Origin of the sequence: Dactylosporangium aurantiacum, from assembly GCF_000716715.1 — a bacterium.
GTDB lineage: Bacteria > Actinomycetota > Actinomycetes > Mycobacteriales > Micromonosporaceae > Dactylosporangium > Dactylosporangium aurantiacum.
The window spans coordinates 109,816-126,909 of sequence record NZ_JNYJ01000035.1; the positions used below are offsets into that span (position 1 = coordinate 109,816).

Below are 17,094 nucleotides of genomic sequence, written 5' to 3' on the forward strand. Positions count from 1 at the left end.
TTCGGGTGTGCTCACGGTGCTCCTGCCGGCCATGCGCTCAACACTGTTTCAAGGGTCCGGTGCCGTTCGGCAGGTCGAACCACGCGTACGGGATGTAGTTCTCGCCCTTGAAGCTGATCTTGATCCAGACGCTGCTCCGCTTGCCGCCCCACGGGGTGGCGTCGACGCTGGAGCCGTTGGTCTGGCAGATCGCGGTGTAACGGTCGGGAGCGTAGACGTCGCCGACCGCCGAGCCGTTCTGGGTCGCCGTCCGGTACACCCAGATGCCGCCGTTGGGCGCGCCGTGGCCGCAGTAGCTGGCGTTGCCGCAGACCACGGTGCCCTGGTAGACGGGCGTGGAGATCGAGCCGGTGCCGTCGGCCGTCATCCCGGCCGCGTTGGTGATCGTGACCGTGTAGCTGTAGTCGGTGTTCGGCCACAGACCACCCATGGTCAGCGAGCCGGCGCACGCGTTCTCCACCGCGCCGACCCCGGCGACGTCGAGCCGGCACCGCGCGGGCGCGCCGCCGCCGTCGGTCGCGGTGAACGCCACCGTGATCGACTGCAGCGCGGCCCGGCTGTTGGCCGTGTCGACGCGCATGGTGGGTGCCGCCAGGGTGTTGGCCGCGCCGCTGGCCGGGGCGCCCTCGCCGGCCTTGTTGACCGCCCGGATCTGCAGGGTGACCCGCTCGTTGTCGCCGAAGCCGCCGAACTCCTTCGACAGCCCCGTGCCGAGGTCCTGCTTGACGCCGTTGACCGTCGCCTCGTAGCCCGTGATCGGCGCGCCGTTGTCCTCCGCGGCCCGCCACGCGGCCACGATCGTGCCGCGCTTCGTGGTGACCGCGCGGACCGTCAGGCCGCCGGGTGCGCCCGGCTTGGTGAACGGCACCACCGACGGGCTCAGCGGCGACTGCCCGGAGCTCGCGCCGATGTCGTTGACCGCCGCGACCCGGAACGCGACCTGCGTGCCGTAGGGCAGCTCACCGGCCGGGACCTTGAACGTCGGCTGCGCCGACTCGAAGGTCTTCGACTCGTCCCCGGAGACCGTCGTGATCGTGTACCGGACGATCTTGTGCCCCTGCCCGTTGGCGGCCGGCCACGTGACGGTGACCGTGCCGTCGGGGTTGGCGGTCGCCGCCACGCTCACCGGCGCGTCGGGCACCTGCGACGTCGGTGTCACCGGGTTGGCCGCCTTCTTCGGGCCGCTGCCCTTGGCGTTCACCGCGTAGACGGTGAACCGGTAGGACTGCCCGTTGGTCAGGCCGGTGATGTCGATCGCCCGCTGGCTCGCGCCGACCTCGTGCTGCTTGCCGTCGCCCTCGACCACGTACTTCGTCACCGCGCTGCCGTTGGCGGGCGCCGCGGTCCAGGTGACCCGGGCCGAGGCGTTGCCGGGCGTCGCGGTCACCCGCGGCGGCGCGCTGGGCGGGCCGACCGGCGGCTTCGCCGGCGGCGGTGGCGGCACCGGCGGGGCCTCGCCGCCGACGACGTCGTTGTTGTACTTGTCGACGACCTGCACGTGGTGCTTGGAGTCCACGACCCGCGCGGTCGACCCGCCGGGCGCGTTGATGAACATGCGGTCCTCGCGGACCTCGATCTCCAGGGCCTTGCCGCCTGCCTTGATCTGGATCGCGTCGAGCGGCTTGCCGCTGGCGTCCAGCACGTAGACCGTGCCGGTCGCGTCGTCGGCGCAGTAGAACCGCCCCGACCAGGCCACGCACGGCTGCAGCTTCGGGCTCTCGCCGGGCACGGTGAAGTCGGTGACCGAGTCGCCGTTGACGACGTAGACGTGCCGGTCGTCCACGACGGTCACCGGCACGTCGCCGCCGACCGTGCGCTGCGGCATCGCGCCGTTGCCGGTCAGGCGCAGCGGCACCTTCTTCAGAGCCTCGCCGCGCAGCGTGGTCAGCGTCGTGGCGGTCTTGTCCAGCACGGCGACGCCGGTGTCCAGGATCGACAGCGCCAGGTCGTGGTTGGGGTCGGCGACGCCGACGGTCTTGACCTTGGTCGGGTCGGCCGCGAACCCGCCGCCCGCGCCGCCGCTGGGCTTCTTCGCCGGCGCCGGCTTGACCGCCACGACGGTGCCCTCCGAGGGCACCAGCAGCCACAGCCGCCCGGTGTCGTCGAACGTGCCGCCGGAGATCCCGGGCGGGAACGTCAGGGTCTCGCCGACCGGCAGCAGCGTCGCCGGGTCGAGCTGGCGCACCTGCCCCTGCACGGTGTCGACGATGAACGCCACGTCGTCGTGCACGGCGACCGTCACGCCGAGCCCGGGCGTGGCCTGGGTCGTCGCGCCGAGGGTCAGGCTGGTCAGGTCCAGCACGCTGATCTTGCCGGTGTTGAGGTCCCGCAGGATCACGAACCGGTCGCTCTGGGTCACCTGCATGGTGTGCCCCTGCGCGTCGGTGATCTTCGTGCGGGTGTCGACCTTGCCGGTGACGCCGTTGACCCGGGCGACCTCGCCCTTGTCGTTGCTCCACAGCCACGAGCTGACGTCGTAGCTGGCCACCGCGTTGTTGGCCGCGCCGGTGCCGAACAGCGTGAGTCCGAGGACGGCGATCAGGCCCACGACGGTGCCGAGCGTGACCAGCCCGCCGCCCTTGCGCGAACGAAAGCTCACCATGCGGCCCCCTCCCCGAAACCGGCGCCCATCATATTCCTGTCGATTGGCCCTGCATACCCGGCGTATCGTGATCTGTTCGCTTCGTTATCTGCGCTGCGTGCAGGCCAGATCCGAGAGCGCGACGCTGTCCGTCCCATAGACCGCCGCGACTGTGAAGCAGTAGTCGAGCTTCGGGTTGAGGCCGTTGAGCGTGTACGTCGTGGCGCCCGCCGCGAGCACCTGCAACTGCCGCAGCGCGCCCTGCTGGCCGCCGGCGACGATGAACGGCACCGATCCCTTCGACGGATCGGTCCATGTCAGTGTGATGGATGTCTTGTCGTCGCGCAGCCGCAGCGAGCCGGGCGCCTTCGGGTTGCCGGCCGCGCCGCTCGCCGGCTGGCCCGCCGCGCTCGCCGCCCGGCTCGGCGCCACGCTGGTCGGGGCCGGCCCGCCGGGCTGGGCGGCCGGGCTGTCGGGGCGGGCCGCGAGGAACGACACCACCGCCGCGGTGACTCCGCCGAGCACCGCCAGGACCAGGATCACCAGCAGCGCGACGAGCGGCGACCGGCGCCGGGGCGCGTCGCCCTGCGGCAGCGGCGGCGTGGCCTGGTCGAGCGTCCACGGCGCGCGCTCCTCGACGACCGCGCCGCCCGCCGGATACCCGCCACCGCTGACGGGCGCACCACCGCTGACCGGCGCACCGCCGCTGACGGGCGCGCCGCCGCTGGTGGGGGAGGCCCCGCCGGTGGGGAAGCCGCCGCCGCTGGTGGGATACGCCCCGCCGCTGGTCGGGATGGCGCCACCGCTGGTCGGCCCGTCCGGCGTGGACGACCAGGGTGGTGTGCCGGGCCGCTGCAGCACGCCCCGGTCGACCGGCCGCCAGTCGTCGCCGGCCGGCGCCGGCGCCACCGGCGGGGACACCGGCTCGTCCCAGTCGTCGTGCTCGTCCTGTCGCCACAGCGGCGCGTGTACCGGCTGCGCGGGCCACACCTCGTCGCGCGGCTCGGGCCGGAAGATCGGCGCGGACCGCTGCTCCACGGGCCACGTCGCCGGCCCACCGTCCGGGCCGTCCGGCGCCGGCACCCCCGCGGCGGGCGGCGTGGCCGTGCCCGTCGGGGCGGACAGCGGCTCGAACGTCGCCGGCGCCGACTGGTGCGGCACGTGGAACGTCTCCGCCGGCTCCGGCAGCCCCAGGTACCGCCGGGCCGCCCGCACGCTCGGGTGGTCCTCGCCGAGCGCGGCCGGGCCGAGCCTGGCCAGCTGCCCGTAGCGGCGCTTCGCCTCGTACACGTTGCCGAGCTCGTCGGCGATGCGGGCCAGCTCGTAGGACAGGGCCAGCATCACCGCGTGCCCGTCGCCGAGGCGGTGGTATCCGGCGGCGAGGCTCTCCTCCAGCAGGCGCCGGGCGGCGCTGAGCTCGCCGAGGTCGGTGTGGAACTTCGCGAGCAGGCAGGTCGCGGCGAGCACGTCCGGATCGTCGGCGCCGAGCGCGCCGCCGGCGGCGTCGAGTGCCTGGTCGAGCAGCGTGAACGCGCCCCGCACGTCGCCCTGTGCCGCTACCGCGCGGGCACCTTGCACGGCGTTGGCGAGTTGGGCGGACGAGGACACGCCGATACTCTGCCCTGTCGCGCACCCCCGGCGCCACCCCGATGCAGCGCGCCTGATCGATACTTGTGTGATGGCAGACCACCCGCTGAGCCCGCTGCCCGGCGCGCGTGAGGCGCGGGACCCGGCCCGCGCCATCAAACGCGGGCCCAGCAGGGTGCCGCCCGAGGTCGTCGCGGCCAACCAGCGCGAGCGCCTCTACGACGCCGTCGTGCACACGGTCGCCGAGAAGGGCTACGCCAACGCGACCGTCAGCGACATCTGCCGGGCCGCGGGCGTGACCCGCCCGGCGTTCTACGCGCTGTTCGCCGGCAAGGACGACGCACTCATCGCCACCTACCGGCACGGCACCGACCTGCTGCTGCACCTGATGGAGTCCGCGTACCGCGCCGAGCCCGCCTGGCGCGACGGCGCCCGCGCCGCGCTGCGGGTGCTGCTGCAGGTCCTGGCCGAGCTGCCGGCGTTCGCCACGACGGCGGTGGTGGAGATCGACGCGGCCGGGCCGCTCGCCCGGGCCGAGCGCGCGCAGCTGCTGCGCCGCTTCGACCGGTTCTTCAGCGAGGCGCCGAGCGCCGGTGACCTGCCGATGCCGGAGGAGCTGGTCGAGACCGTCGTCGGCGGCATCTACGCGACCATCTACCGCTACGTCGCGGCCGGCCGGGTGGAGCAGCTGCCGGCGCTGCTGCCGATGCTCGCGTACTTCACGCTGGTGCCGTTCGTCGGCCGTGAGGAGGCCGCGAGCGAGCTGGCGATCCCGGTCCCCGAGGGCCCGTCGGGCTGCCACTTCGCCGACACCGGCTGACCCGCGCCCGCGGGATCACACCATATATCTGTGTCTCTATGCGCGGGGCGCGTCGGGGTCAGGCGGTGCGCGGGGCCAGCGGGGTCAGCCGGCCCGGCAGGGACGAGCGCTGGTGCGGGATGCGCGGCGCGGCGGGGGAGCGCAGCAGCTGCGCCCGGAACGCGCCCGGTGCCTGGCCGGTCTCGCGGCCGAAGAAGCGCCCGAAGTTCGTCGGCTCGTCGAAGCCGAGCCGGCGGCCGACCTCGGCGACCGGCAGGTCGCTCGTGGCGAGCAGGCGCTTGGCCTCCAGGGCGATCCGCTCGTCGATGAGCTGCTTGGCGCTGCGGCCGGTCACCGCGAGGCTCGCCCTGGTGAGCGTGCGCACCGAGCAGCCCAGGGTCTCGGCGTAGTCCTCGACCCGCCGGTGGGTGACGTGGCGCTCGATCTCGGCGCGCAGCCGCTCGATCAGGTCCGCGGCCGGGCCGGTGCGCGGCGGCGGGGCCAGGGCGACGATGCGCATCAGCAGGACCGCGACCTGGTGCGCGAGCAGGGTGCGGCTGAGCTCGCTGCCGTCGCTGCGGGCCCGGTCGACCGCGATCTGCGCGATCTCCGCGACGATCGCCTCCTCGTCCTCGCCGGCGGGCTGCCAGCAGGCGGGCGCGAACGGGTCGGCCACCAGCCGCACGGGCAGCGGCGGCAGGATCGACGGCGCGAAGGCGAGCACGGTCGCGTCGAAGCCGGCCTGCCCGCCGAACTGGTGCACCTGGCCCGGCCGGCCCCACAGCAGGGTGCCGGGACGGCACGCGTGGGTCACGAAGTCGAGCGTGTGGGTGCCCTGCCCGGCGCTGACCAGGATGACGACATGGTCCTTGGGGCGCTGGGGCGCCCGGTGCGCGGGCAGGTCGCTGAGCCGGGCCGCATCGACGGCCGCGGTCGGTGAAGCGCCCAGAAGCACCATGACCAGGCCGACTGTACCCAAGCCCGGCCCGGTGCGGAATGCCACCCGGCGCGGACGGCTACGACACGCTGATGCCGGCGACGGCCAGCTCCTCCAGACGGACCTGCTCGAAGGCGGCGCCGAGCTCGATCAGCCGGGCGTCGCCGACCGCGTCGCGCAGCGCGGGCAGCACGGTGCTCTCCTCCTCCTGCACGTGGTGGCCGACGGCGGCGATGAAGTCGTCCAGGCGGTCGGCGAACGCCTCGTCGTCCGGCCCCATCCGCTGCAGGTCGTGCAGCATCCGCTCGGCCTCGTGGTGCTCGTCGGCACCGTGGTGGGCCAGCTCGGCGGGCAGCTCCGGGTACACCCGCTGCTCCTCGGCGTGGCTGTGCGCGGTGAGCCGCGCGGCGATCTCGTCGAGCAGCAGCTGCCGGTCGCCGGAGCCTGCCCGGAGCCGGTCGAAGAGCTGTTCCATGACCCGGTGGTCGCTCATGATCAGCGTGACGGCGTCGGATGCCATGACTCCCCCTGTTGTCTCGGTCACCGTCCAGCGTGCACGCATACCCGGGTACAAGAGGGGCTAAACGGTCAAACCGCACCGCACGCCGTGCGGCACCGCGCCCTGCGGCCGATGATCGAGGTATGAGGTCGTGGCTGTACGTCCCCGATGTCCGCGAGGTCGGAGCCGGCCGGGCCGATGGAGCCGCCGAAGCCGCCGACGCGCTCGTCGTCGACCTCGAACGCGCCGGCGACCCGGCCGGGGTGCGGTCATGGATCGAGGCCGCGTCCGGCCGGCGGGCGGGGGCGGGCCGGCCCGCCGTCTGGGCCCGGCTCGCGGGTGGCGAGGCCGGGCACCGCGCCGTGCGTGACGTCGTGTCGCCGGCGCTGAGCGGGATCTGTGTCGCCGCCGAGTCGGCCAACGAGCTGGCCGCCCTCGGCACGGTCGTCGCGGAGGCGGAGGAGGCGGTCGGCCTGCGGGTCGGCAGCGTCGCGGTGATCGCGCGGCTGGCGTCCGCCGCCGCGGTGCTGCAGGCCGCCGAGATCGCCCGCGCGCCACGGGTCGCCCGGCTGCAGCTCGCCGAGGGGCCGCTGATCCGGCAGCTGCGCGTCGAGCCGGGCCGCGACGAGCGCGAGCTGCTGTGGGCCCGGTCGATGGTCGTGCTGGCCGGCGCCGCCGCCGGTCTGCGCCCGCCGCTCGCCGCCGCCTGCCCCGCCGGCACCGACTGCGAACCGTCCGCGACGGCCCTGCGCCGGCTCGGTTTCGGCGGCCGCACCTGCCTGGACGGCGAACAGGTCAGGGTCGCCAACAGGGTATTTGCGAACGCATAAACATTGGCATCAAATTATGTGGCCCGCGACAAGTGATTACCGGTCGTGCTGTCGACAATGCGTTGGGTGAGTATTTCGGTACCGTAAAAACCCTGAAACGTCGGTGTTGCGCCGAGCGTCCACCGCCCCCGGAAATCTGGCCCCGTGGCAGCCGTTAGGGTCCGTATGGGTTCCTGTACACCGACCCAACGGATGAGGAAAAACGAGGCGTTCGGCGCGGTATCCGGGACGTCGGTATTGACACCGATCGGCCGAGCTGTGATTGTGCTCAACGTCATGCGCCTGCTTGTCAGGACTGGCCCGTATTGTCAATCTCGGATGCCTGCGGGGACTCTTCGTGACCCAAAGCCAGAGCTCGTCTTCGCTGCCCGTCCCGAGGCAGGAGCGCGACCCTCGGCCGAGTCCCGATCGACGGCCGACACGTCATGCCGCCCTCGCCACCGCGCCGCAGCAGGACCTGCGCGGACGCCGCGAGCGGCCCGGCCGCCGGATCATCGACCAACTTCGCCTCATCGTCGCGGTGCCGCTCGTCGCCGTCGTCGTGTTCGCCGGCATCGCCCTGGTGAGCACCGTGCAGCAGGTGAACCGCAGCCGGCAGCTGCAGAACTTCGCCGAGCTGGCCGCCGACGCCGGCGGCCTCGCCCACGCGCTGCAGCGCGAGCGTGCCGCGGCCGTCAACGTGCTGCTCAACCCGGCCTCGGCGCAGCTGGAGGCCTACTCGTCGCAGGTGATGATCACCAACGACAACGTGGACGCGTACCGCAAGCGCCGCGCCGGTGTCAGCGACGTGCCCGAGGTCGTCCGGCGCGTCGACGCCAACCTCGACGACCTGGCCAACCTGCGCGACCAGGTCCGCAAGGACCCCCGCGCGTCGGTGTCCGGGATCGCGTTCAGCTACCGCATCCTCATCGCCGACCTGCTGTCCTACCGGGAGTCCGTGGCCCGCTCCGGCGCGCCCACGGAGCTGGCCGACCAGATCCGCGCCGCGGCCGCGCTGTCCCGCGCGGCGGAGGCCCTCGGCCAGCAGCAGGCGGCCGTGCTGCGCGCCGTCGCGGCGGGCGAGCTGACCCCCGCGCTGCAGCAGGAGATCACCGCGACGCGGACCAGCTTCGTCGAGGCCACGGTCCAGTTCAACGACCTCGCCCCGGTCGAGTGGCGCAGCTGGTACGAGCAGGCCAGCACCGGTGAGCAGATCATCGCCGCGCAGCGGCTGCAGGACGAGGTCAACCGCACCCGCCCCGGGCAGCGCATCGCCCTGGACACCGGCGGCTGGATCAACGCGATGTCCGGCTGGTCGGGCCTGCTGTTCGGGGTCCAGCAGAAGGTCGACGACGCGATCGTGGCCAAGGTCGGCGACCTGCGCGACGAGCAGCTGACCCAGGCGATCATCCAGATCGCCGGCGTCGCGCTGGTGCTGCTCATCGCCATCGTGCTGACCGGCATCGTGGCCCGGCGCATCACCCGCCGCCTGCGCGCCCTGCACGACTCGGCCCGTGAGGTCGCCTACGAGCAGCTGCCCGCGGTCGTCGCGGAGCTGCGCGCGGCCGCACCCGGCACCGTCGACCCGGACGAGGTCGCCGACCAGGCGTCGGCCAGGCTCGTCGTCGGCGGCGCGGACGAGGTCGCCGACGTGGCACAGGCCTTCCGCGCGGTCCACCGCGAGGCGGTCCGCATCGCCGGTGAGCAGGCCGTCATGCGCTCCAACGTCGCGGAGATCTTCGTCCACCTGTCCCGCCGCGAGCAGCGACTGGTCGACGCCGTGCTGGCCCAGGTCGACCGGGTGGAGCGCGACGAGACCGACCCGGACCGGCTGCAGCAGCTGTACCAGCTGGACCACCTCGCCACCCGGATGGCCCGGATCAACCTGAGCCTGCTCGTGCTGGGCGGCTCCGGCGCGGCCCGGGTCCGCCGCGAGGACGCCCCGATGGGCAAGGTCCTGCAGGCCGCGATCTCGCAGATCGAGCACTACACCCGGGTCCGGTTCGGCAGCGTCGACGACGACGTCGCGGTCGTGGCCGAGGCGGTCGACGAGATCGTGCACCTGCTCGCCGAGCTGCTGGACAACGCGACCGGCTACTCGCCACCGGAGTCCGAGGTGTGGGTCACCGGGCGCGCGCTCGGCGACCGGGTCATCCTGCAGATCGTCGACGAGGGCGTCGGCCTGGCCCCGTCGCGGCGCGAGCAGCTCAACGAGCTGCTGGCCCAGCCGCCCGCGATCGACATCGCCGCCGTGCGCGCCATGGGTCTCACCGTGGTCGGGCACATCGCGGCCCGGTACCAGATCCAGGTGCAGCTGCGGCCCGGCCAGCACAACGGCACCCTCGCCGAGGTCGTCATCCCCAAGGACGTGTTCCGCCCGATCATGGCCGCGGAGCGCCAGCCGCAGCTCGCGCCGGCGGTCACCGCGGGCCCGCCGGCCGGGTACAGCACGACCGGCAACGGCAACGGCAACGGCGGTGGGGGCGCCCCGGGCCGCCCGGTCGCCGCCGAGCTGTTCACGCCCGCGCCGCGCACCGCACCGCCGAGCCTGTTCGACGTGCCCACCCAGGAGTACCGGGTCGCCTCGCCGGGCCGGGACTTCACCCCGGCGCAGGACTACGCGCCGGTGCAGGACTACGGGCAGGACTACGCGCCGACGCAGGAGTTCACGCCCCAGCGCACCGCGACCCCGATGCCGCCCGGACCGGGCGCGTGGCCGCCGTTGCCGGAGCCGGAGGTGCCGTCCATCCTGGCCGACGCCGACGACTCGATCGGGCTGCCGATCTTCCAGTCGGTCAACGGCTGGTTCCGTACGGAGACACCGGCCGAGCTGGTCACCCCCGGCGGGTACGCCGCCGCCGAGGAGCCGCCGAACTGGGAGTCCAGCGCCGACGTCGGCTGGCGCGCCGCCCAGCAGGCGGCCACGCCGGACGTCAGCGCGGTCACCGCGTCGGGCCTACCGGTCCGCGCCCCCCAGCGGCATCTGGTGCCGGGTGCCGCCGTGCCGTCGCAGGCGGACCGCTCCTCCGCCGCGCGCCGCGACCCCACCAAGGTCGCCGCCGCGATGTCCGCCTACGCCCGCGGTGTGGCCGGTCGCCGGCCGGCCGGCTCCTGAAGCACGAAGAACAGCAAGAGAGGACCATTTCTGTGACCGACCCGAGTAATCTCGGTTGGCTGCTGGACAACTTTGCGAGCCGTACCCCCGACGTCAGCCACGCGCTGGCGATCTCGGCCGACGGGCTGGTGCTGGCGCATACCCGGGCCCTGCCGCGCGACCGCGCCGACCAGCTGGCCGCCACCGGCAGCGGCCTCGTCGCGCTGCTCGCCGGCGCGGCACGGTTCTTCGAGGCGGGCAGCGTCATCTCCAACGTGACCCAGCTCGACGGCGGTTTCATGTTCTGCATGGCGTTCAGCGACGGCGCGTCGCTGCTGGTGCTCGCCTCACCGCACGCCGACGTCGGCAAGGTGTCCTACGAGATGACCGAGCTGGCCAACCGGATCGGTGACGCGCTGTCCCCGACCGTGCGTGGGGCACCGGCGTGACGACTCCCGGACGCGGGCGGCCGACCGCGGTAAAGATCATCATCGCCGGCGGGTTCGGCGCCGGTAAGACGACCCTCGTCGGGTCGATCTCGGAGATCCCGCCCGTGACGACCGAGGCCGTGATGACCGCGGCCAGCCTCGGGCACGACGACTCCACCCTCGTGCCCGACAAGGGCAGCACCACCGTCGCCATGGACTTCGGCCGTATCACGCTGTACCAGGACCTCGTGCTCTACCTGTTCGGTACGCCCGGGCAGAAGCGGTTCTGGTTCATGTGGGACGAGCTGTGCCGCGGCGCGATCGGCGCGGTGGTCATCGCCGACACGCGGCGCCTCGCGGACTGCTTCGGCGCCATCGACTTCTTCGACAACCGGCGGCTGCCGTACGTCATCGCGGTCAACCACTTCGAAGGCGCGGCCCGGTACCACCTGGAGGACGTCCGCGACGCCCTCGCGGTCAGCCGGGGCGTCCCGATGATCAACGCCGATGTCCGCTCGCGGGCCTCGGCCAAGGAGATCCTGGTGGCCGTGACCGAGCACGCGCTCGCGCAGCGCACCGGTGCCCGCCGCTGAACCCCCGGTGAACTTCCCCTTGAACCGTTTCACCAACCGCGAACGCACAGAAACGTAGGAGAACCATGCAACGACGATCGCTGGTCAGTGCGGCGCTCGCCGCCGGGCTGCTGTTCGCAGCCGCGGGCTGCGCCGATTCCGACCCGAAGACTTCCAGCGGCGGCGCCGCCTCCACCCTGAAGATCGGCTTCCTCGGCTCCCTCTCGGGCACCTACCAGGCGGTCGGCACCGACCTGAAGAGCGGCTTCGAGCTGTACCTCGCGACGCACGACAACAAGCTCGGCGGCCACCCGATCGACCTGAAGATCGCCGACGAGGGCGACGGCGCGCCGACCGCGGTGCCCGCCGCCACGAAGCTCATCAAGGACGACAAGGTCGTCGCGCTCACCGGCATCGTCGGCGGTGGCTCGGTCGCGGCCGTCGCGCCGCTGCTCGCCGAGGCGAAGATCCCGCTGATCGGCTCCAACGGCCGGCCGGACCTCAAGGACCTCAGCGGCGTGTGGACGACCAGCTTCATGTCCACCGACACGGGCCAGTCGATCGCGCAGTACATCAAGGACAAGGTCAACGGCCCGGTCTTCGCGATCGGCCCGGACTACCAGGGTGGCTACGACCAGGTCGGCGGCTTCACCACCGAGTTCACCAAGCTCGGCGGCCAGCTGGTCAACGGCAAGGCCACGTTCACGCCGTTCCCGACGACGACGAACTTCCTGCCGTACTTCTCGCAGATCAAGCAGAGCAACGCCAAGGCCGTGTACACGTTCTACGCCGGTAAGGCCGCGATCGACTTCGTGAAGCAGTACGCGCAGTCCGACGCCAAGGACATCCCGCTGTACGCCGCGGGCTTCCTCACCGAGGGCTCCGTGCTGCAGGCGCAGGGCAACGCCGCGGAGAACATCCTCAACGTCTGCAACTACTCGCCCGACCTCGACAACGAGGAGAACCGCAAGTTCGTCGCCGCGTGGCGGCAGAAGCACCCGGACGCCACGCCGACCACCTACGCGATGGCCTCCTACGACGCGGCCGCGGTCCTCGACCGCGCGATCGCGGCGGCCGGTGCCAACCCGACCCCGGAGTCGATCAACGCCGCGGTCGCCAAGCTCGGCCAGATCCCCTCGCCGCGTGGCTCCTGGCAGTTCGGCCCGAAGACGCACTCGCCGATCCAGAAGTGGTACCTGCGGCAGGTCCGCAACGACGGCCGGGCCCTCGCCAACGTGATGGTGCAGGACCTCGCGACGGTCGGTGCCTGACCGAGTTGGACGCGTACCTGATCCCGGCGGTCGACGGCGTGGCCTACGGCCTGCTGCTGTTCGTCGTCGCCGCCGGGCTCACCCTCGCCTTCGGCGTCGGTGACGTGCTCAACCTCGCGCACGGCACGCTGTTCGCCTTCGGCGCCTACGCGGCGGCGAAGGTCAGCGACGGCTCGTGGGGCTCGCTCGCGGTCGCGGTGCTCATCGGCACCGCGACCGCGGCGGCCGGCGGGGCCGTGCTGTCCGTGCTGCTCGTCCCGCTCGCCGGGCGGGGCCACCTCGCCCAGGCGCTGCTGACCTTCGGCGTCGCGCTCGTCGTCGGCGACCTGCTCGTCACCGTCTTCGGCCCCGATGAGCTGCCGGTCACCGTGCCGGCCTCCCTGGACCGGTCCGTCGACATCGCCGGGCACTCCTACCCCGGCTACCGGCTCGCCTTCATCGGCGTGGCCGCGCTCATCGCGGTCGCGCTCTACGTCGTGGTCGCCCGCACCCGGGCCGGCAGCCTGGTCCGCGCCACCGTCGACGACCGGGACATGGTCGCCATGCTCGGCGTCGACCCGTTCAAGGTGCGCACCGGCGTGCTCGCCGTGGGCGGCGCCCTCGCCGGGCTGGCCGGTGCGCTCGGCGCCCCGATCATCGGGCCCGGCCCGCGCGTCGCCGACCTGGTGCTGCTGCTGTCGCTGGTCGTGGTGGTGCTCGGCGGGATGGGGTCGATCGGTGGCGCGCTGGTCGCCGCGATCGCGGTCGGCGAGATCCAGACCGTCGGCGTCACCGCCCAGCCGACCCTCGCCCCGTTCCTCATGTTCGGCGCGATGGCCGTGGTCCTCGCCCTGCGGGCCGGTGGCCTGCTGAAGTCCCGGCGGATCGCCACATGAGCGGGCGCAGTGGAGGCGGCGGCATGAGCGTGTTGAGGCGCCTGGCGCCGTTCGGCTTTCCCGCGCTGATCGTCGCGCTCGTGCCCATGGCCTGGGTGCTGGACGAGTACGCCACCAAGACCCTCACCAAGATCCTCGTCGTCGGGCTGCTCGCCGTCAGCGTCGCGCTGCTCACCGGCGTCGCGGGCCTGCCGACGCTGGGGCAGACCGCGCCGTACCTCGTCGGCGCCTACACCGCGGCCACGCTGGTGCGCCACGACGTGCACATCGGCGTCGTGCAGCTGCTTGCGGCGGCCGGGGCCGGGGCCCTGTTCGCCCTCGTCACCGCGCCGCTGGTGGTGTACGCCCGGGGCGTGGTGGTCCTCATGATCACCCTCGCGCTCGGCGAGCTCACCTCGACCGTCGCGGGCCGGTGGAAGGCCGTCACCAACGGCACCGACGGCATGCTCGCCTTCGCCTCGCCGGCGCCGCTGCCGGGGCTGGTCACGCTGGACACCGACCGGGCGACGTACCTCTACGTCCTCACCGTCGTCGCGGTGCTGGTCGGCGTGGTGCTGCTGGTGCTGCGCTCCCCGGCGGGCGCGATGCTGCGGGCCGCCCGTGACGGCGAGACCCGGATGCGGGCCAGTGGTCATCCCGTCGCCGGGTACCTCACCGTCGCCTACGTCGCCGCGGGCGCCCTCGCGGGCGCGGCGGGCGCGCTACTGGTCACCGTCGAGCGGTACGTCTCGCCCGGCGCCGGCGGCTTCGACGTCGCCGCGCTGGTACTGCTGGCGGTCGTCATCGGCGGCGCCACGTCGCTCGTCGGCGCGCTGCTCGGCGCGGGCCTCGTGGTGGCGACCCGCGACTGGCTCGCCGGCACCGACGACCGCCTGGCCGGGCACGCGCCACTGATCCTCGGCGGGCTGTTCGTCATCTGTGTCTATCTCCTGCCCCGTGGCCTGCTAGGAAAGCGGTCGGCACATGAGTGACCTGCCCAGCGACCTCCTGCGGGTCGACGGTCTCGGCCGCCGGTACGGTGACCTCGCCGCCCTCGACGGGGTCGACCTGCGGGTGGCGCCCGGCGACCGGCTCGGGCTGATCGGTCCCAACGGCGCCGGCAAGTCCACCCTGCTCAACCTGATCGCCGGGTCGCTGCGGCCGACCGCGGGCCGGATCCGCTTCGACGGGCGCGACGTCACCAGGCTCGGCCCGGCCCGCCGGGCCCGGCTCGGCGTGGGGCGCACCCACCAGCACCCGGCCGTCTGGTCGAGCCTGCCCGCCCTGGACAACGTGCTCGTCGCCGGCCGCCGGCCGTGGGGGCGGCTGCGGGCCGGCGGGCGCGAACGGGCCCGGGAGCTGCTCGCCGAGGTGGGCCTGGCCGGCGTGGAGCGCACCGCCGCGGGCGCGCTGTCGCACGGGCAGCGCCGGCAGCTGGAGCTGGCGATGGCCCTGGCCGGCGAGCCGCGCCTGCTGCTGCTCGACGAGCCCGCCGCCGGTCTGGCGCCGCCGGAGGTGGAGCTGCTGGCGTCGCTGCTGGCGGCGCTGCCGCGCACCGTGGCGATCCTGCTGGTGGAGCACCACCTGGACCTGGTCTACGGGTTCGCCGACCGGATCACCGTGCTGCACTCGGGGCGGCACGTGCACACCGGCACCGTCCCGGAGACCCGCTCCTCGCCCGAGGTCGCGGCAGCCTACGCCGGAGTCGCACCATGACGCTCACGATCGAAGGGGTGCACGCCGGGTACGGCGGCGGCACCGTCCTGCACGGGGTCGACCTCACGGTTCCGGAGGGCACCGCCCTGGCGGTGCTCGGCATGAACGGCGCCGGCAAGACCACCCTCGTGCACACCATCGCCGGCCTGGTCAAAGCGCGCTCCGGCAGCATCCGGCTGGACGGCGCCGAGCTGGCCGGGCGCCCGGCGCACCGCATCGCCAGGGCCGGTGTCGCGCTGGTGCCGCAGGGCCGCCGGGTCTTCGCCAGCCTCACCGTCGCCGAGCACCTGGGGCTGTCCCGGCGCAAGGGTGAGTGGACCGTGCCACGGGTGCTGGAGCTGCTGCCGCGGCTCGGCGAGCGGCGCACCCACAGGGGCAACCAGCTGTCCGGCGGCGAGGCGCAGATGCTCGCGATCGCCCGGGCGCTGCTCACCCAGCCGCGGCTGCTGCTGCTCGACGAGCCGTGCGAGGGGCTCGCGGTCGACCTGGCCGCCCGGGTGCGTGGCGTCGTGGCGGAGCTGACCCGCACGGGGCTGACCGTGCTGCTGGTCGAGCAGCAGCCGGAGCACGCCCGCGCCGTCACCGACCGCCTGGTCGTCCTGTCCAACGGCGTGATCACGGAACGTGGCGAGACGAGCACCGAAGGGGTATCAGAAATTTCCATGTTTCGATAGGTTGTCCTGGAGTCACTCTCCGAGAGGGAGCCCTCCATGACGACACTGTCCTTCCCGCTGCCCAACGCGCCGACGCTGTACGCGCCGCTGCCCGCGCTCGGCGAGATCCAGCGCGACCAGGCCGTCGCCCGGATCGACACCCCCGACGGCGGGGTCGCCTACGTGGTGACCCGCTACGCCGACGTGCGCACCGTCCTGGTCGACCCGCGGTTCAGCCGCGCCGCCGCGGCCGCCTCCGGTTCCGCCGCCGCGGACTTCGGGCTCGGTGCGCTGGCCACCGACTCGATCGTCGGCATGGACCCGCCGGAGCACACCCGGCTGCGCAAGCTCGTCGCCCGCGCGTTCACCGCCCGCAGGGTCGAGCAGCTGCGGCCGGGCACGGCGAGGATCGTCGACGAGCTCATCGACGCGCTGCTCGACCTGCCCCAGCCGGCGGACCTGGTCGAGCACTTCTCCCTCGCACTGCCGGTACGGGTGATCTGCGACATGCTCGGGGTGCCCGCCGGCGATCGCGACACGTTCCACGGCTGGTCCGACACGCTGCTGGGCGGTCCCGGCGCCGACCCGCGGGTGATGGGCGCCGCGCTGCGGGCGATGGGGGAGTACTTCGCCGGCCTGATCGCGGCCAAGCGGGCGAAGCCCGAGGACGACCTGATGACGGCGCTGATCGCGGCCCGCGACGAGCACGACCGGCTCACCGAGGAGGAGCTGGTGCGGCTCAGCCTCGGCATCCTCATCGGCGGCCACGAGACGACCGCCAACCAGATCACGATGATCCTGCTGACCCTGCGGCACTTTCCGGAGCAGGACGCCCTCCTGCGGGCCGACCCGTCGCTGATTCCCGGCGCGGTCGAGGAGCTGATGCGCTTCGTGCAGCTCGGCGACGGCGCCACCTCGCTGCCCCGGGTCGCGACCGAGGACGTCGAGCTCAGCGGGGTGACGATCCCGAAGGGCGCGGTCGTGCTGCCGGCGCTCGCCGTCGCCAACCGTGACCCCGGCGTGTACGACGAGCCCGACGGCCTCGACGTGACCCGCAAGGAGCTGTCGCACCTGTCGTTCGGGGCCGGCGTGCACCACTGCCTCGGCGCGCAGCTGGCCCGCATGGAGCTGCAGGAGGCGCTGCGCGGGCTGTTCACCCGGCTGCCGGGCCTGCGGGTCGCGGTGCCCGACGGGGAGCTGCGCTTCAAGCAGGGCATGATCGTGCGCAGCGTCGAGGCGCTGCCAGTCACCTGGTAGCACCACGGCCGATCCGGCAAACGCCTCACGTCCACCC

The 17,094-nt window shown here is 73.3% G+C and carries 15 protein-coding genes; 11 read left to right on the plus strand and 4 right to left on the minus strand.

What is annotated here, in order from left to right; translation table 11 throughout:
• Nucleotides 1-37: 37 nt before the first annotated feature.
• Together OP18_RS33130 and OP18_RS33135 are read right to left on the minus strand one after the other, a co-directional pair.
• Entirely contained in the window at nt 38-2,602 is a 2,565-nt protein-coding gene (locus OP18_RS33130; protein WP_033363044.1) for a fibronectin type III domain-containing protein, read from the minus strand.
• An 84-nt stretch (nt 2,603-2,686) separates the two neighbouring features.
• Nucleotides 2,687-4,189: a fibronectin type III domain-containing protein gene (locus OP18_RS33135; RefSeq protein ID WP_156089970.1), complete on the minus strand. Its 1,503-nt coding sequence runs from the start codon at nt 4,187-4,189 to the stop codon at nt 2,687-2,689.
• A gap of 70 nt (nt 4,190-4,259) precedes the next feature.
• Here OP18_RS33135 and OP18_RS33140 point away from each other — a divergent pair, with 70 nt between their 5' ends.
• Nucleotides 4,260-4,988, plus strand: coding sequence for a TetR/AcrR family transcriptional regulator (locus OP18_RS33140; RefSeq protein WP_052387685.1), 729 nt, complete (start codon nt 4,260-4,262; stop codon nt 4,986-4,988).
• A gap of 58 nt (nt 4,989-5,046) precedes the next feature.
• Here the strand turns inward: OP18_RS33140 and OP18_RS33145 are convergent, their stop codons facing one another.
• Entirely contained in the window at nt 5,047-5,925 is an 879-nt protein-coding gene (locus tag OP18_RS33145) for a helix-turn-helix domain-containing protein (protein ID WP_063745658.1), read from the minus strand.
• A gap of 58 nt (nt 5,926-5,983) precedes the next feature.
• Complete coding sequence (locus OP18_RS33150) at nt 5,984-6,424, minus strand: hemerythrin domain-containing protein (protein WP_052387686.1); 441 nt, start codon at nt 6,422-6,424, stop codon at nt 5,984-5,986.
• A gap of 122 nt (nt 6,425-6,546) precedes the next feature.
• Between OP18_RS33150 and OP18_RS33155 the strand changes: the two genes are divergently transcribed.
• The 10 genes from OP18_RS33155 to OP18_RS33200 all read left to right on the plus strand — a co-directional run bounded on the left by OP18_RS33155 (nt 6,547) and on the right by OP18_RS33200 (nt 17,057).
• The gene (locus tag OP18_RS33155; protein WP_052387687.1) at nt 6,547-7,233 is read left to right on the plus strand and encodes an aldolase/citrate lyase family protein; all 687 of its coding nucleotides are present in this window, start codon (nt 6,547-6,549) and stop codon (nt 7,231-7,233) included.
• 337 nt (nt 7,234-7,570) lie between these two features.
• Complete coding sequence (locus OP18_RS33160; protein WP_156089971.1) at nt 7,571-10,327, plus strand: sensor histidine kinase; 2,757 nt, start codon at nt 7,571-7,573, stop codon at nt 10,325-10,327.
• Nucleotides 10,328-10,359: 32 nt separating this feature from the next.
• Nucleotides 10,360-10,755, plus strand: coding sequence for a roadblock/LC7 domain-containing protein (locus tag OP18_RS33165; protein ID WP_033363046.1), 396 nt, complete (start codon nt 10,360-10,362; stop codon nt 10,753-10,755).
• Nucleotides 10,752-11,327 (plus strand): GTP-binding protein, encoded by a 576-nt coding sequence (locus OP18_RS33170; RefSeq protein WP_033363047.1) that lies wholly within the window; start codon nt 10,752-10,754, stop codon nt 11,325-11,327. Before OP18_RS33165 ends, OP18_RS33170 begins: the two co-directional genes overlap by 4 nt.
• Nucleotides 11,328-11,392: 65 nt before the next feature.
• On the plus strand, nt 11,393-12,577 hold the full coding sequence (locus tag OP18_RS33175; RefSeq protein WP_033363048.1) for an ABC transporter substrate-binding protein: 1,185 nt from the start codon (nt 11,393-11,395) through the stop codon (nt 12,575-12,577).
• Between the two features lie 5 nt (nt 12,578-12,582).
• Nucleotides 12,583-13,452: a branched-chain amino acid ABC transporter permease gene (locus OP18_RS55780; RefSeq protein ID WP_245635604.1), complete on the plus strand. Its 870-nt coding sequence runs from the start codon at nt 12,583-12,585 to the stop codon at nt 13,450-13,452.
• Between the two features lie 23 nt (nt 13,453-13,475).
• Entirely contained in the window at nt 13,476-14,423 is a 948-nt protein-coding gene (locus OP18_RS55785) for a branched-chain amino acid ABC transporter permease (protein WP_033363049.1), read from the plus strand.
• Nucleotides 14,416-15,147 carry an ABC transporter ATP-binding protein gene (locus OP18_RS33190; RefSeq protein ID WP_033363050.1) on the plus strand — a complete coding sequence of 244 codons (732 nt, stop codon included), beginning with the start codon at nt 14,416-14,418 and terminating at the stop codon, nt 15,145-15,147. The genes OP18_RS55785 and OP18_RS33190 overlap by 8 nt, the downstream gene beginning before the upstream one ends.
• Nucleotides 15,144-15,821, plus strand: a complete 678-nt coding sequence (locus tag OP18_RS33195) for an ABC transporter ATP-binding protein (RefSeq protein ID WP_052387689.1) — start codon at nt 15,144-15,146, stop codon at nt 15,819-15,821. Before OP18_RS33190 ends, OP18_RS33195 begins: the two co-directional genes overlap by 4 nt.
• Before the next feature lie 36 nt (nt 15,822-15,857).
• Entirely contained in the window at nt 15,858-17,057 is a 1,200-nt protein-coding gene (locus tag OP18_RS33200; RefSeq protein ID WP_033363051.1) for a cytochrome P450, read from the plus strand.
• The last annotated feature ends 37 nt before the right edge of the window (nt 17,058-17,094 follow it).

Bases quoted from the DNA above. Each gene is read 5' to 3' on its own strand.
- OP18_RS33130 (WP_033363044.1), bottom strand. From the start codon at position 2,602: ATGGTGAGCTTTCGTTCGCGCAAGGGCGGCGGGCTGGTCACGCTCGGC.
- OP18_RS33140 (WP_052387685.1), top strand. From the start codon at position 4,260: ATGGCAGACCACCCGCTGAGCCCGCTGCCCGGCGCGCGTGAGGCGCGG.
- OP18_RS33145 (WP_063745658.1), bottom strand. From the start codon at position 5,925: ATGGTGCTTCTGGGCGCTTCACCGACCGCGGCCGTCGATGCGGCCCGG.
- OP18_RS33150 (WP_052387686.1), bottom strand. From the start codon at position 6,424: ATGGCATCCGACGCCGTCACGCTGATCATGAGCGACCACCGGGTCATG.
- OP18_RS33155 (WP_052387687.1), top strand. From the start codon at position 6,547: ATGAGGTCGTGGCTGTACGTCCCCGATGTCCGCGAGGTCGGAGCCGGC.
- OP18_RS33175 (WP_033363048.1), top strand. From the start codon at position 11,393: ATGCAACGACGATCGCTGGTCAGTGCGGCGCTCGCCGCCGGGCTGCTG.
- OP18_RS55785 (WP_033363049.1), top strand. From the start codon at position 13,476: ATGAGCGTGTTGAGGCGCCTGGCGCCGTTCGGCTTTCCCGCGCTGATC.
- OP18_RS33190 (WP_033363050.1), top strand. From the start codon at position 14,416: ATGAGTGACCTGCCCAGCGACCTCCTGCGGGTCGACGGTCTCGGCCGC.
- OP18_RS33195 (WP_052387689.1), top strand. From the start codon at position 15,144: ATGACGCTCACGATCGAAGGGGTGCACGCCGGGTACGGCGGCGGCACC.
- OP18_RS33200 (WP_033363051.1), top strand. From the start codon at position 15,858: ATGACGACACTGTCCTTCCCGCTGCCCAACGCGCCGACGCTGTACGCG.